At 55.4% G+C, this 13708-nt stretch carries 15 protein-coding genes; 8 read left to right on the plus strand and 7 right to left on the minus strand.

What is annotated here, in order from left to right; translation table 11 throughout:
• Nucleotides 1–84 precede the first annotated feature (84 nt).
• Nucleotides 85–1719 carry an L-aspartate oxidase gene (nadB, locus tag Mag101_RS10545; RefSeq protein ID WP_077404516.1) on the plus strand — a complete coding sequence of 545 codons (1635 nt, stop codon included), beginning with the start codon at nucleotides 85–87 and terminating at the stop codon, nucleotides 1717–1719.
• A 63-nt stretch (nucleotides 1720–1782) separates the two neighbouring features.
• Here nadB and Mag101_RS17845 read toward each other — a convergent pair whose 3' ends face one another.
• Together Mag101_RS17845 and Mag101_RS10555 are read right to left on the minus strand one after the other, a co-directional pair.
• Nucleotides 1783–2316, minus strand: coding sequence for a protein YgfX (locus Mag101_RS17845; protein WP_157520304.1), 534 nt, complete (start codon nucleotides 2314–2316; stop codon nucleotides 1783–1785).
• Nucleotides 2276–2521: a succinate dehydrogenase assembly factor 2 gene (locus tag Mag101_RS10555; protein ID WP_077404522.1), complete on the minus strand. Its 246-nt coding sequence runs from the start codon at nucleotides 2519–2521 to the stop codon at nucleotides 2276–2278. Before Mag101_RS10555 ends, Mag101_RS17845 begins: the two co-directional genes overlap by 41 nt.
• A 139-nt stretch (nucleotides 2522–2660) precedes the next feature.
• Here Mag101_RS10555 and Mag101_RS10560 point away from each other — a divergent pair, with 139 nt between their 5' ends.
• The gene (locus Mag101_RS10560) at nucleotides 2661–3722 is read left to right on the plus strand and encodes a YgfZ/GcvT domain-containing protein (protein ID WP_077404525.1); all 1062 of its coding nucleotides are present in this window, start codon (nucleotides 2661–2663) and stop codon (nucleotides 3720–3722) included.
• 69 nt (nucleotides 3723–3791) lie between these two features.
• Here the strand turns inward: Mag101_RS10560 and ung are convergent, their stop codons facing one another.
• The 5 genes from ung to Mag101_RS10585 all read right to left on the minus strand — a co-directional run bounded on the left by ung (nucleotide 3792) and on the right by Mag101_RS10585 (nucleotide 7274).
• Nucleotides 3792–4514 carry a uracil-DNA glycosylase gene (gene ung, locus Mag101_RS10565; RefSeq protein WP_157520307.1) on the minus strand — a complete coding sequence of 241 codons (723 nt, stop codon included), beginning with the start codon at nucleotides 4512–4514 and terminating at the stop codon, nucleotides 3792–3794.
• Nucleotides 4501–5106, minus strand: coding sequence for a uracil-DNA glycosylase family protein (locus Mag101_RS10570; RefSeq protein WP_335645060.1), 606 nt, complete (start codon nucleotides 5104–5106; stop codon nucleotides 4501–4503). The genes ung and Mag101_RS10570 overlap by 14 nt, the downstream gene beginning before the upstream one ends.
• A gap of 37 nt (nucleotides 5107–5143) precedes the next feature.
• The gene (locus Mag101_RS10575; RefSeq protein ID WP_232324988.1) at nucleotides 5144–6130 is read right to left on the minus strand and encodes an esterase-like activity of phytase family protein; all 987 of its coding nucleotides are present in this window, start codon (nucleotides 6128–6130) and stop codon (nucleotides 5144–5146) included.
• Nucleotides 6131–6181: 51 nt separating this feature from the next.
• Nucleotides 6182–6664 carry a YajQ family cyclic di-GMP-binding protein gene (locus Mag101_RS10580; RefSeq protein ID WP_077404530.1) on the minus strand — a complete coding sequence of 161 codons (483 nt, stop codon included), beginning with the start codon at nucleotides 6662–6664 and terminating at the stop codon, nucleotides 6182–6184.
• A 73-nt stretch (nucleotides 6665–6737) separates the two neighbouring features.
• Nucleotides 6738–7274 carry a YaeQ family protein gene (locus Mag101_RS10585; RefSeq protein ID WP_077404533.1) on the minus strand — a complete coding sequence of 179 codons (537 nt, stop codon included), beginning with the start codon at nucleotides 7272–7274 and terminating at the stop codon, nucleotides 6738–6740.
• Nucleotides 7275–7445: 171 nt separating this feature from the next.
• Here Mag101_RS10585 and Mag101_RS10590 point away from each other — a divergent pair, with 171 nt between their 5' ends.
• The 6 genes from Mag101_RS10590 (at nucleotide 7446) to Mag101_RS10615 (ending at nucleotide 13707) form a co-directional block, all read left to right on the plus strand.
• Nucleotides 7446–8087, plus strand: a complete 642-nt coding sequence (locus Mag101_RS10590) for a LemA family protein (protein WP_077404536.1) — start codon at nucleotides 7446–7448, stop codon at nucleotides 8085–8087.
• Nucleotides 8088–8123: 36 nt separating this feature from the next.
• Complete coding sequence (locus tag Mag101_RS18250; RefSeq protein ID WP_077404539.1) at nucleotides 8124–8876, plus strand: TPM domain-containing protein; 753 nt, start codon at nucleotides 8124–8126, stop codon at nucleotides 8874–8876.
• A gap of 75 nt (nucleotides 8877–8951) precedes the next feature.
• The gene (locus Mag101_RS10600; RefSeq protein WP_232324989.1) at nucleotides 8952–9560 is read left to right on the plus strand and encodes a TPM domain-containing protein; all 609 of its coding nucleotides are present in this window, start codon (nucleotides 8952–8954) and stop codon (nucleotides 9558–9560) included.
• 142 nt (nucleotides 9561–9702) lie between these two features.
• A complete protein-coding gene (locus Mag101_RS10605) occupies nucleotides 9703–10506 on the plus strand; it encodes a PDZ domain-containing protein (protein WP_232324990.1) in 804 nt (267 codons plus the stop codon).
• A 97-nt stretch (nucleotides 10507–10603) separates the two neighbouring features.
• Nucleotides 10604–11824, plus strand: a complete 1221-nt coding sequence (gene gntH, locus Mag101_RS10610; protein WP_077404545.1) for a guanitoxin biosynthesis MBL fold metallo-hydrolase GntH — start codon at nucleotides 10604–10606, stop codon at nucleotides 11822–11824.
• 104 nt (nucleotides 11825–11928) lie between these two features.
• A complete protein-coding gene (locus Mag101_RS10615; protein ID WP_077404548.1) occupies nucleotides 11929–13707 on the plus strand; it encodes a hypothetical protein in 1779 nt (592 codons plus the stop codon).
• Nucleotide 13708 lies beyond the last annotated feature (1 nt).

Consider the following 13708-nt stretch of genomic DNA (forward strand, 5'->3'; position numbering starts at 1 on the left):
CAAATCGGTAATTTTTCAAGATGGCGTATACTACGCGCCCCCTGAGACGAATAAAACTCCACGAGAGAGAAGGCAAACGGACCCGTGAATCCTAACGAGAACAGCTACAACGAGAACAATTACGATGTGTTAGTTGTAGGCAGTGGTGCCGCCGGCTTAACCCTGGCGCTTCACCTCGCTGCACGCCACCGCGTGGCGCTGCTTTCCAAACAGCGCCTGCAAGATGGCTCCACCTGGTTCGCCCAGGGCGGCATCGCTGGCGTACTGGACGAAACCGACTCCGTGGACGCGCATATAGCGGATACATTAGATGCAGGAGCAGGACTCTGCCACCCCGACGCGGCTCGCTTCACCGTGGAAAACAGCCGCGACGCCGTTCACTGGCTGATTAATCAGGGCGTAAATTTCACCCGCGAAGAAGATGGCGAATACCACCTTACCAAAGAGGGTGGCCACAGCCACCGGCGTATTATTCACAGCGCCGACGCCACCGGCCAGGCGGTACACAGCACCCTGCTTGAGCGCGTGCGCAACACGCCGAATATAGACTGCTTTGAACACCATATTGCCCTGGACCTGATCCGCCAGCCGGATCCCAAGACCGGTCGCTTCCGCTGCGGCGGATGTTACGTGCACAACATAGAAACTGAAGAGGTTGAGGTATTTCAGGGACGCGCGGTGGTGCTCGCCACTGGCGGTGCGTCCAAAGCCTACCTTTATACCAGCAACCCCGATGGCGCCAGCGGCGATGGTATCGCCATGGCCTGGCGCGCAGGATGCCGGGTTGCGAATATGGAATTCAACCAGTTCCACCCCACCTGTCTATACCACCCCAAAGCCAAGTCCATGCTCATCACCGAGGCCCTGCGCGGTGAGGGCGCCCTGTTAAAGCTGCCCAATGGCGAGCGCTTTATGGATCGCTTCGACAAGCGCGGTGAGCTGGCCCCGCGGGATATCGTGGCCCGCGCCATCGACCACGAGATGAAACGACTGGGTGCTGATTGCTTGTATCTGGATATTTCGCACAAGGACTCGGACTTTGTGCGCGAGCACTTTCCCACCGTATACAAGAGCTGCCTCGAATACGGCATCGACATCACCCGCGAGGCCATTCCGGTGGTTCCCGCGGCGCACTATACCTGCGGCGGTGTGATGGTCGACGAAAACGGCCGCACGGATTTGGATCAGCTTTACGCGATTGGTGAAACCACCTTTACCGGCCTGCACGGCGCCAACCGCCTGGCCAGCAATTCACTGCTCGAGTGTGTGGTTTACGCGCGCTCAGCGGCCATGCATATCGACAGTTCCATTGACGAGGTCGCCCCACCGCGTGAGGCACTGGCCTGGGATGCTTCGCGGGTAACCGACTCCGATGAGGATGTAGTGATCTCGCACAACTGGGACGAGTTGCGCCGCTTTATGTGGGACTTTGTCGGTATCGTGCGGACCCGCAAGCGCCTGTTACGGGCGGAGCACCGAGTGAAACTGTTGCAGCAGGAAATCAGGGAGTTCTACGCAAATTACCGGATTACCAGCGACCTGATTGAGCTGCGCAACTTGGCGGTAGTATCCGAGCTGATTATCCGCTCTGCGCTGGATCGCCGTGAAAGCCGTGGGCTGCACTACTCACTGGACTACCCGGGACTGCGGGAACTGGCCATGGATACCATTCTGGTACCGGAAAATTTTGCCGACCAGCGGCATTTTATTGGCCCGTGAGTGGCCCTTGAACGGCCCGTGAGCCCCGCTCATAAACTCGCGCGGAATGGCGCAATCGCAAAATCAACGCGAGTAACGCAAGGCGACTAATAGCCGCCGCCACTCATCTTCAGTGGCGGCATCTCGCGCCAGCACCAAGCGCAAACGGCGCCCATCAACATCTTTGCCGTTAATTACGATCAACCAGCGCCACAAGGTCAGCTCGCCGACAAAGCGAAACTCCCGTCGCGCACCGCCCTTCACCTGCCAGTACCAGCGCCGCTCTGCGGTAGATAAGCGCCCAACCGAAGTGCAAAGTCGACGCCATTCAAATACGCCGTAGAGCAAAACCACAGGTACAAGTGCATACACCGCTACCCACGGCAGGCGGGACACAAACAACAGGAGAGTGGACTGGGCAAGAGCCAGCAGAAGGCATAGACGGAGTAGACGTGACGGTACAAGGTCACAGGTGAGGCGCGCCGCGCGCGCCTCACCTTTGCCACCGCGGGAGTGGGTGCTTCCGGGAGGTTTCCCGGAACTGGCAGCGCGCGTATCCCCAGAGTTAAACCTAGAGTTACTCTTGGAGACCGGTATTGTCGCGGATGATCTGGACAATCTTCTTCAGCTCGGGGTCTTGCGGATCTTCTCGGCGCAGGAACCAGGCAAACAAGTCCTGGTCTTGTTCATCCAGCAACTTGATATATCGCTGCTTATCGTCCTCAGAAAGGGTGTCATACACATTCTCCAGAAACGGCAGCAACACCAAATCCAGCTCTAACATGCCGCGACGGCTAGCCCAAAACAGGCGGTTGCGATCCATACTTCGTTCTCAAGCCACAATTCAAAGTGCGCGCAGTATAGCGGTAGTTGAAATCCAACCGCAAAACCCCCAATTATGAGATTCTCACATTGCGCCGCGAAGGCGCCCATATGTACATTTCTCAGGCAGCGAGTTCAGCATGGATCAACAGCAGTGGCAGGATTTTCTCAGTACCCAGGGCGCCCTCTGGCGGGACGGATATGCCGAATTCGCCAACGATAAGCCCGAGAGCAAGGGCGCGCTGCGGCTCATCGACTTGAGCCCGCTGGGCGCCATTGCCATCAGCGGCCCCGATAGCCAGAAATTCCTGCAAGGCCAGCTCACCTGCGATCTGGTCAACTTGCCAGACGGACAGCTGACACTAGGCAGCCACTGCAACCCCAAGGGTCGCATGATCAGCGCCTTCTTCGCGCTGAAGCTCAGCCAGAGCGAATTTGTATTACTGATGCCGCGCGATCTGGTAACCACCGCCCTTGCCGCGCTGAAGAAATATGCGGTTTTCTTCAAGACCGAACTGAGTGATATCAGTGAAGAGCAGCGCTGGCTGGCCCTCTGTGGCCGCGACGCCTGCCAGGCCGCCAATACACTACTGGCGCTGTCGAATACGCCCGACGCCGACCTGATCCCTCACCAGTTGCGCCCCTTTGATCACAATGGGCATCCGGCGCTCGCAGCCGGTCTGAGTGAGCGCAATGTGGTTTTGCAGGTACCCGCGGAACAAGCGGCAGACATCTGGCAAAAACTTGCGAGCAACGGTGTCGAACCGGGAAGCTACCAGCAATGGCTACTCCAGCTGATCGACAGCGGTGTGCCGCTGGTCTATCAAAGCACCAGCGAAGTATTTATTCCGCAGATGCTAAATCTGCACCTGCTGGACGCAGTCAGTTTCAAGAAAGGCTGCTACACCGGGCAGGAAGTGGTCGCGCGGATGCAGTATCTGGGGGCAACCAAGCGACGCATGTACCGCGCGCAAATTGACAGTGGCGAGCTGCCGGCACCCGGCGAAGAAATCTTTACCGCGGCGGGCGGATCCAGCACCGGCAATATTGTGCAGGCCAGCCCTCAGGGAGAAGATACGGCTCTGCTGGCGGTACTGACCAAGAGCAAAGTGGCCGATGGGGAAAGCCTGCAGTTGAAAGACGGACGAGTACTGGAGCTGCTTGAGCTACCGTACGATGCGGATGCCGACCCGTTAGCGTGATCCGGCGCAAGCGGCTGTTTCAAGTGCCTAGTCGATGAGCGGTAGCCCACCGCTCATCGAGTGTAATACTCAAATTTCCACCGCGACACGCTGCAGTGTTTCCGCCGGTGGCAAGGACCAATCGATGGGCGCATCTCCCCGCTGCTGTAAATAAGCATTGGCCTGGGAAAACGGGCGCGTCCCAAAAAAGCCCCGGTGTGCCGACAGAGGCGATGGGTGTGGGCCGCGCAGTACCAGATGCCGGCGGTCATCGATGAACCCACCTTTTTTCTGCGCGTAGCTACCCCACAAAATAAATACCAGGCCATCACGCTGCTCGGCAAGCGCGTGTACTGCCGCGTCGGTAAACTGCTCCCAACCGCGCCCCTGGTGCGCACCCGCCTTGCTCTCCTCCACGGTCAGTGTGGCATTTAGCAACAAAACACCCTGCTCTGCCCAGGGTTGCAGGCAACCGTGATTGGGCGGTGCAATGCCGAGGTCCGACTCCATTTCTTTGTAAATATTTTTCAGCGATGGCGGAACACGCACCCCCGGCATTACGGAAAAGCACAGGCCGTGCGCCTGACCAGCGCCGTGATATGGGTCCTGCCCGAGAATCACGACCTTCACCTGATCGAACGGCGTGGAATTGAAGGCGTTAAAAACCTGTGCGCTTGGCGGAAAGATCGATTTTCCGGCTTGCTTTTCCTGCTGCAAAAATGTCTGCAGCTCACTCATATACTGCTGGCCAAATTGGGATTCCAATACGGCGTACCAAGATGAATGTATTTTGAACTCTTCAGGAACCTGCATTATCGACCTTTAAAACCTGATGAACCCGCGCGCGTAACGCAGGCACCACCTCCTGATCAAACCAGGGGCGACGTTTCAACCACAGGGTATTCCTTGGGCTGGGATGGGGAAGCGGAAAAAAGCCATGGGGCAGTGCATCGGCGTAATGCCGCACATTTTCGGTAATGCTGCCATACCAGTGGGGCAGATAGAAGCGCTGGGCATACTGTCCGATCAGCAAGGTCAGTTGGATATTCGGCATCAATGCCAGCAGGCGACTGTGCCAGGTGGCAGCACACTCCGGCCTGGGAGGAAGATCCCCGCCCTTTCCGCGCCCCGGGTAGCAAAAACCCATGGGCACAATGGCGATACGCGAACCATCGTAAAAAGTTTCCCGGTCCAGCTGCAGCCAGTCTCGCAGGCGATCCCCGGAGGGATCGTTCCAGGGAATACCGGTCTCGTGCACGCGGGTACCGGGCGCTTGCCCGACAATCAGCAGCTGAGCCGACCTTGCCGCGCTCAGAACCGGGCGCGGCCCACGCGGCAAGTACTCCTCGCACAGCCGGCAAGCCCGCACATCGCTGAGTAGTCGGTCTAGTTTGGAAGTGGCCAATGGGAATTAAGATACTTGGGCATTAAGGTATTCGCGCTTACCGCATGTCATTGCGTGGAGAATCGCTGGCAAACTTGGGCATGGCCAGATGTAACAACAGGCCGCGGCGGTCTTCGTTGTCAGCAACACGCGCCACCCCATTGTTATCCAGCACCACAAAGATGCCCTGCTGGTTGATCGCCAACCCCTCACCTTTACCGAAACGGGTATCGCGATAAACGTACTTTGGCGCTTCCTCAATATCCCGGTAGTGCACGCACCATTCAGCACGCAAGCTGGTGAGTTCCCGCCGACATACGGCAAACGCGTTGCGCTCCAACGTGAACAGGCCGCCATCGTAGTAGGACAGTGCGGTAACATCTTCGGCCCGACCGCGGAAATCGAGATCCGCGACTTCGGGAAGCGAACGGAAATCCTCCCCCACAACCTCACCGCGCCTCAGGCGCAGCAGGCCGCGAGGTTCACGCTCAAGGGCGACCCAGAAATCGTCCTCGGCCTTAACAAGCCCTTCACTCTCCGCGTTAAAAATCTGCAGGTAACCACGCGCACGCGCAGACTCAGACCAGCGCGGAGCCAGCCATCGCGCACGCTTTTCCGCAGAATCGAGCTGCGCGATACGATTGTGTCGCTCACTGAGAAGGTATACGCCCGAGGTATCACAGGTGATGCCCTCAAAATCCATGCTGAGCGGGGTGCTGGCGTAATGCAGTGCGCGTACTTTTAACGGAACCGGCTGATCGTCCGGTAAATCCGGGCGGGCAAAACGCGCCTTCGGCTCCAGGGTAACGCGCTCTGTATCCGCCTGGACTGACAAGCGATAAATTTGCTCGGAGGATTTATCCGCAACCGCGAGCAACTCGCCGTCGCAAAAACTGAGGCCTGAGATATCCAGATCTTCACTGCCGTCAATCCACCAAGTGTCCAGCAGCTTCGCCGGCTGTACCGGTGCGCCGTTGGCGTAAGCACTGCTGCCAGCCAGACATAGGAAAATGCCCTTAGCCAGCCAGGCAAGGTTGTGACGCATGCAGTTAAAAATCTTCAAAGGCTCACCCTCCGTCGTTTGTCAGGAATCGCCTTAATCCCGGAAGTTATTGAACTGCAGCGGCTGCTCCAGCTCCTTCCCCCGCAACATGGCGATCACCTGCTGCAGATCATCGCGCTTCTTGCCGGTGACACGTACCGAATCACCCTGAATCGCGGCCTGCACTTTCAGTTTTTCGTCCTTGATGATCTTAACAATCTTTTTTGACAGATCTTTGTCGAGACCATTCTTCAATGTGACCCCGATCTTAACCAGTTTGCCGGTTTGCTCCTCTTCGCCCACATCCATCGCCAGCGGGTCGATATCGCACTTGATCAGCGCCGCACGCAACATATCCACCATCTGGTTCACCTGCATGTCGGATTCCGCATGCAATGTCAGGGCAAACTCCTTCATCTCCACCTGCGCATCCACACCCTTGAAGTCAAAACGATTGGTAATGGTGCGGTTTACCTGATCCACAGCATTGGTCAGTTGGTGTTTATCGACTTCAGAAACAATATCGAAAGACGGCATTTTATTCTCCATTAACATGGCCAGATCACCTGGCCCGTTCAAATGCCCCGCCCAATCGGCGGGATTAAAAATTCTATTTCCAGCGCTGCGGCTGAATCTCCACAGTCTGTGTGTCACTGGCCAGCCATAGCTGCCCATCCTGAATTGTGGCGGTCAACTCCATAGAGCGCTCCGCCAGACACGCGAGCGCCGTACACTGCTCTGGAGGCAGGAAAAACACCTGCAGGTTATCAAAGCGCATGGTGGCTGCCTCCATCTTCTGCCACCAAACTGGTGCCGTGCGCTGGCCATAGGCATAGATCATGACCTTACCTGCACGTCCACATGCTTTTCTCACCCGCTCTTCCGCCGGCACGCCCACTTCAATCCAGGTTTCGATTTCCCCGCTCAGATTGTGTTGCCAGACATCGGCCTCATCGTCGCTGGAAAGGCCGCGGGTAAACTCCAGGGTTTCGCTGGCGTTCAGGGCAAATGCCAGCAAGCGAATCATCATGCGCTCGTCGGTCTCTGAGGGGTGCCGCGCCAGCGTCAGGCTGTGCTCCGCGTAGTAATCCCTATCCATATCCGCGACCTGCAGTCGCGCTTTGAAAATGGTCGCTTTAAGTGCCATTGCTTACTCTCTAACAGCTCTCTAACAGCTATCTAAGGTGTCTTTACCGCTTCAACCGGAAAACTCTTGCCCGAAAAAACCGGATTGAAGACTATTATTGTCTGGTTCGTAACCTACAAAACTGGGAACCAGAGGTCGGGGACCAGGGATCAGGGAAAAAGGACCGACAGCATGAACGCTACTCTCAAACATTCACGCCAGGGACACCACCAGCTCAGCAAGGGACGCGGATGGCATCTTGCCCTGATCGCAGTCATCGCCTTTGGGCTCAGTGGTTGCGGCATCAACAACATTCCCAGCTTTGATGAAAATGTGAAAGCCACCTGGGCACAGGTACAAAATCAGTACCAGCGCCGCGCCGATCTGATTCCCAACCTGGTCAAAACCGTCCAGGCCTATGCGGCGCATGAAAAAGAGACGCTGGAAGCGGTCACCGAGGCGCGCGCCAAGGTCAATTCCATGCAGGTTAACTCTGACATTATCAACGACCCGGCGAAACTCCAGCAATTCGAAGCCGCCCAGTCTCAACTGAGCAGCGCCCTGTCTCGCCTGATGGTAGTCGTTGAACGCTACCCGGATCTCAAGGCCAACCAAAATTTCCTCGCGCTGCAATCCCAACTGGAAGGCACCGAGAATCGCATCAGTGTCGCCCGTCGCGATTATATCGCCGCGGTAGAACGCTACAACCGTGAGATTCGCACCTTCCCCGGCAGAATCTGGCACACCGTACTCTATAGCGATATGCCGCTGCGCGATACCTTCCACGCCACCACTGAAGACGCTGAAAAGGCTCCGGAAGTCGACTTCCAGTAACGCAACTCCACTAACCTCGTGGCGGAATCAAACGCTATGACGATCCGGCGGATCGCCCTGTTTCTCCTGCTGTTGCCCGGTGTCTTTTGGGCAACAGCGGCATTGGCGGACATCCAGTTTCCCACACTGTCCGGCCGTGTCGTCGACAATGCCAACCTGCTCAGCCAGAGTACGCGCTATCAGTTGACGGAGCTGCTCCAGCAACAGGAGAAGATCAGTAGCAATCAAATTGTGGTGGTTACCCTGCCCGATCTACAGGGCCAGACCATCGAGGAGTATGGTTACCAGCTTGGCCGACACTGGAAGATCGGACAGAAAGGCAAAGACAACGGCGTACTGCTGATTGTTGCCCCGCAAGACCGACAGGTACGCATTGAGGTTGGGTATGGTCTGGAGGGTGCGTTAACTGATGCAATTTCCTCCAACATCATCCACACCAAGATATTGCCAGAGTTTCGTACCGGCAATTTTGATGGTGGTGTTACCGCCGGCGTCGAGTCGATTATTGCCGCCACCCAAAACGAGTATGTACCGGAAACCACCGACAGCGACGATAACCGCCAGCTGGCGTTGCTGGTGGGTGTCTTCCTGCTGTTCGTGATGCTGCAAATTTTTGGCGCCTCGGTTCTGGGGGCGCCTGCCGGCAGCAGCGGTTATCGCCGCGGCCGTTACGGGGGCTATTACGGTGGTGGTGGCTTTGGTGGCGGTTATGGTGGCGGCGGCTTTGGCGGTGGCTTCGGTGGCGGGGGCGGCGGTTTTGGCGGCGGTGGCGCCTCCGGTGGCTGGTAGCTCTACCGGCTCATAACTCAGCTGGCTGGTAAACCTGGTAGCTGATATCAACGGTCCTTGCGGTTGCAAATAATTATGTTAAACGCAAACGAAAAACGCGTCCTCTCGGAAACTATCAAAGAGGTAGAGTCAAAAACCGACGCCGAAGTGGTTACGGTATTGGCCGGTCAGTCCGACAATTACTTGTATATATCCACCCTTTGGGCCGCATTTATTGCCTTATTGATTGCACCACTCATGCAATTTCTACCTTGGTGGATCGAATACCAGCAAGCATTCACCCTGCAGTGGATCCTGTTTATTGTACTCGCTGTGCTGTTCCGCTGGCGGCCACTGACCATGTGGCTGGTTCCGAAGAAAATCAAATACTGGCGCGCTGCCAATCTTGCTCGCAGGCAGTTTCTGGAACATGAACTGCACAGCACCAAGGATCGTCTTGGCTTACTGATCTTTGTATCTCAGGCCGAACACTATGTCGAAATACTCGCCGACCGCGGTCTTGCAGAGCAAATCACCAACGAAGCCTGGCAGGAAATCGTCGAAAATTTTATTCGCGAGGTGCGGAAGGGAAAAACCGGCGAGGCGTTTGTGCACTGTGTTGAGAAGTGTGGCGAGCTACTCAAAGAGGCGGCACCCGCCACTGTCATCAAGAACGAGCTACCCAATCACCTGATCGTTCTATAATTTACAGCAGATTTCCGTTTTCCGACCGCGATAAAAGCTTATAGGTGGTCCAATGCTGCGCTCCCTGCCCAATCTCCTTCCTCAGTTTCGAAGATACCGAATCCCCGTAGGTATTGGATTGCTCGTGGTAATTGGCACCGCAATGGCTTTTTTTCGGGAATCTGATGTACAAACGAATGGGTTGAAAGAATCATCCTCACTGTTCGCCGCAGAAAATCCCAGTCAATCCAGCCTTGAGGCGCGCCTTGCTTCGGTGGAGAACACCCTCGATCAGACCTTGAAAATCCAGGGACAACTTCTAGAGCTGGTGAGTGAACTCAGTGCGAAAGTAGCGCCAGAATCCGAAGCCCCGCAAACACGCCGCGCCAATATGTCCATGGCTCAGTCACCGGCGGCAACCCCACAAGCGTATGGAAACCGTCAGCGGACCGAAAATCGCTTTAGTCGCCAGCGGGGAAATCAAGTAAAGCGCTTGATCGACGCCGGCTTCACACCCGAACGTGCTGCACTAATCATTGATAGGCAGGAGCGCCTTCAGTACGAACAGATGCAGTACAGTTACGAGTATCACCATATGAAGGACAAGCGCTCGGAACGCGCGGCGGCACTACAGCAAAAAATTCAGGCCTACAGCAATCCGCGTCGTGTATTTGAGCAGGAGCTGAATCCCGCGGAGTTCGAGCAATATCTCAATGCATTTGGCGGTCGTACCGAGATGGAAATCGGCAGCATCATAGAGTCTGCACCTGCCTTTGATGCCGGGCTAAGAGCCGGCGATAAAATCATTCGCTATAACAATCAGCGCGTATTCCATATGGGAGACCTGCGCACCCAGGTTTATCAGGCAAAGCCCGGTTCATCCGTTGAAGTGGAAATTCAGCGGCAGGGAAGCTCCTCCACAGAAACCATCTACCTCCCTGCCGGGCCGCTCGGTATCCGTGGCTGACAGTCAGCAGGATGCGCCAACCTCAGGCTTTGATAAAAAATCTGGTATTGGCCACACCCGGCTAAAGTAACTTCACCTACATCCGAGTAATGATCACATGGAATGTCTAACTCGAATTTTTTGCGGCGCACTAACGGTCGTCACCGCACTCGCATTGCTTGTTACCGGAGCCGCACAGGCGGAAGAAAGTAAGAATTCGACATCGGCCTCCCACGAAGCCTACTTTCCGGGAACAGAAGAGCTGAAAGCCGATGAAATGCGGGTCACCGCCTGTGGTACAGGGATGCCCTCGGCACGTCCCAAGCAGGCGGCTGCATGCTTCCTGGTAGAGCTGGGCAACGGCGATAAATTTATCTTTGATATTGGCACAGGCGCGATGGAACGCCTTTCCGGGTTAAGCATTCCATTCGACAAACTCGACAAGGTATTTATCGGCCACCTGCACAGCGACCACTTTGGTGACCTGGACGCGCTGTGGGTGGGCGGTGTGATCAGTAACCGCCAGGTCCCATTGCGTGTTTGGGGCCCCAGCAGCACCAAACCCGAGTGGGGCACCGCCTATGCGGTTGAACATATGAAGAAATATTTGTCCTGGGACTGGGCCTCCCGCCAGGGCAATATCAATACCAAGGGCTTCCAGATCGAAGTCAACGAGTTTGACTATAAAGGCGTCAACCAGGTGATCTATCAGGAAAATGGCGTCACCATCCGCTCTATTCCCGCGGTACACGCACTGGATGGTCCGGTAAGCTTTATCCTCGACTGGAATGGCCTGAGATTCGCTTTTTCCAGTGATACCTATCCCAACAAATGGTGGCTGGAATACACCAAGAATGCGGACCTCGCAATTCACGAGTGCTTTATTTCCCCGATCCAGCTGGTCACCAAAATGCATTTTCCACCGGCCGATGCGGTGAATGTCGGAACCCAAGTACACACAGCACCAACCATGTTCGGGAAGGTTATGAGCACCATCCGCCCGCGCATGGCCGTGGCTTACCACTTTTACAATGACTTCGACACCAGTCCCTCGGTGCTAAAACAAATCCGCTCCACCTATGATGGCCCCCTATCACTTGCCACAGACTACATGGTGTGGAATGTCACCAAGGATGACATCGTCACCAGAATGGCCGTCATTAACGAAGACGCCTGGCCGCTACCCTCGCTTACCGAGAAACTCCCTGCGGACCCGGCAGACAAAGTTGGCTTTACGAAATTTATCACTGACGGAAGAGTGGTTTACCAGGATCTCATCAACGAGATTTATGAAAAGGTCAATGAGGCCTTCGGCACTGACCTGGAGCCACCCAAATAACCACGAACAGACATTTCCGGGGAGCCTTCCAGCAGTGAGATTCTTGGCTTGTATTAGGCTGCCCCGCCCAACATAACAATAACGTATTCAAATTGGCTGGGAGCATGAACAACCGCAACGCCCTATTTCAGCAACTGTTTTGCGGCCTACTCTGCGTAGCCGTCTTCTGTTCACTTGCCCGTCATGCTCATGCGGATTATGTGAGCCTCACGGGGGCAGAAACCTCAAAAAACCTGTTAGAAGTCGAACTTGGCCGTGAAGAACTAAAGCTGACACTCGAAATCTCAAGTTCTGATGCGTCCTTCTTCTGGCCAGAGATTTCGCCAAGCAATGACATCGCCAGCTTGGCCTATAGCGCCGAGAAACTGGCAGACTACAATTTGGAAATACGCGCTGGTGATACAAAACTAAATCCTGCGTACTACCGTGTCTCCGTCGCCGAACGAAAAAAGCGGGTTTCACCATTTGCCGGTAAAACAGACCTGCGTACCGGCCAGAAGCTCCCCGACTTCCCCACCGATAAGACGATCCTAAAAGTAGAGGCGAGATACGCCCTACAGGGTATTCAGGAAATCACTTTCCACCCCCCGGTGGACAAAAGTGGTCTTGCCGTGACCAATATTGGGTTTACCAGCCGTCATGGCACAACCGTGGTCAATAACTTTGCCTACCTGTCACAAGTAGAAACACTGCAGATCGATTGGGACGACCCTTGGAATACCGCCTTCAAGAATCTCAACATCCGCCGTCACAACCGCGCCCCGGTGATGTCTTTTCTCTATATCGAACCGCGCCAGGTCCGCCATGACGTACTGTTACGCCCGAGTAAGCTGGCAGAATGGAACGGGCAACCTTTCGATGCCTGGACGCCATTGGATCACACTACGCGTGACGCGCTTACAAAAGCCACAAAGCAGTATCTGAATGCAAAAAATCCCACATTAATCGACGAAAAGAGCGCAGAGCCGGATTCCACCAGCATCGTGTTTTTGCAAGCAACAGTTTCAGGCTTTGCACTGATTCCAGAATCACAACCTATCGAGCAGGGTTCAACCTTGATCGGCTACCGGGAAAACTACGCGGTTGCGAGTTTGCCTTCTCAGGTAGATGTGCAGTGGAACCTCTTTGACCCGACGATGCGCAAAGTACCCACCCTAATTCAGGACCCGGCGGGCCCCTTCCCCACGCACACAACCACCGATTTTCCGGTTATCGAATGGGCCAACTTCCTCAAAAACTATTCCGAACCTGAAGGCAGTGCGGTATTGGTGCAAAGTCCAAGGGTGCAAATTCCCACCCTGTACCCGATTCTTATTGTGGCTATTTTTCTGGTGATACTTCTGACTAGGGGCTTACCGCAACGCTGGCACTTACTGGCACGCTCACTTACCAGTGGCACTGTGGGCCTTATCTTCGTTATTGCGAGCTTTCTTATCCTGCCAGCCCGACTCGTTACACCGCTACCAGCACAGATCAATGAGCCGCAGTTAACTCAGGCAAGCCAGGACCTGCTAATACAGGTAGCGGTAGCCTATCAGGAAAGAGAAGAACAGAAACTGAAGCAGGCACTGTCCAGGCTCATTTCAACAACCGATTACGAAAGCATCACCAACAACCTTTCCCGGGTATACCAGCCGCTGACCTCTGTAGGAGGCCTGGGACAGACTCGTGATCTCCGCAACTTCTCATTGCAGCATATCGAACGGGTTGAGGGTGAAGGAGACCTCGCGTTCAGAACCATTGCCCAGTGGCAAGCGACCGTTGAGGGGCATTACTGGGGTCACAGTGATCGCCGCCAGTACCAAGTCCGGGCGGACCTGGAAATCCGACAGCAGGGGAATAGCTGGAAGATTGCCGCCTTTACGCCACTCAAGTTGAACTGAC

The organism is Microbulbifer agarilyticus (assembly GCF_001999945.1).
Lineage (GTDB): Bacteria > Pseudomonadota > Gammaproteobacteria > Pseudomonadales > Cellvibrionaceae > Microbulbifer > Microbulbifer agarilyticus_A.

What these genes read in the sequence shown, in the direction of transcription:
- Mag101_RS10555 (WP_077404522.1), bottom strand. Translation starts at nt 2,521, where the DNA reads ATGGATCGCAACCGCCTGTTTTGGGCTAGCCGTCGCGGCATGTTAGAG.
- Mag101_RS10560 (WP_077404525.1), top strand. Translation starts at nt 2,661, where the DNA reads ATGGATCAACAGCAGTGGCAGGATTTTCTCAGTACCCAGGGCGCCCTC.
- ung (WP_157520307.1), bottom strand. Translation starts at nt 4,514, where the DNA reads ATGCAGGTTCCTGAAGAGTTCAAAATACATTCATCTTGGTACGCCGTA.
- Mag101_RS10575 (WP_232324988.1), bottom strand. Translation starts at nt 6,130, where the DNA reads ATGCGTCACAACCTTGCCTGGCTGGCTAAGGGCATTTTCCTATGTCTG.
- Mag101_RS10580 (WP_077404530.1), bottom strand. Translation starts at nt 6,664, where the DNA reads ATGCCGTCTTTCGATATTGTTTCTGAAGTCGATAAACACCAACTGACC.
- Mag101_RS10585 (WP_077404533.1), bottom strand. Translation starts at nt 7,274, where the DNA reads ATGGCACTTAAAGCGACCATTTTCAAAGCGCGACTGCAGGTCGCGGAT.
- Mag101_RS10590 (WP_077404536.1), top strand. Translation starts at nt 7,446, where the DNA reads ATGAACGCTACTCTCAAACATTCACGCCAGGGACACCACCAGCTCAGC.
- Mag101_RS18250 (WP_077404539.1), top strand. Translation starts at nt 8,124, where the DNA reads ATGACGATCCGGCGGATCGCCCTGTTTCTCCTGCTGTTGCCCGGTGTC.
- Mag101_RS10600 (WP_232324989.1), top strand. Translation starts at nt 8,952, where the DNA reads ATGTTAAACGCAAACGAAAAACGCGTCCTCTCGGAAACTATCAAAGAG.
- Mag101_RS10605 (WP_232324990.1), top strand. Translation starts at nt 9,703, where the DNA reads ATGGCTTTTTTTCGGGAATCTGATGTACAAACGAATGGGTTGAAAGAA.
- gntH (WP_077404545.1), top strand. Translation starts at nt 10,604, where the DNA reads ATGGAATGTCTAACTCGAATTTTTTGCGGCGCACTAACGGTCGTCACC.
- Mag101_RS10615 (WP_077404548.1), top strand. Translation starts at nt 11,929, where the DNA reads ATGAACAACCGCAACGCCCTATTTCAGCAACTGTTTTGCGGCCTACTC.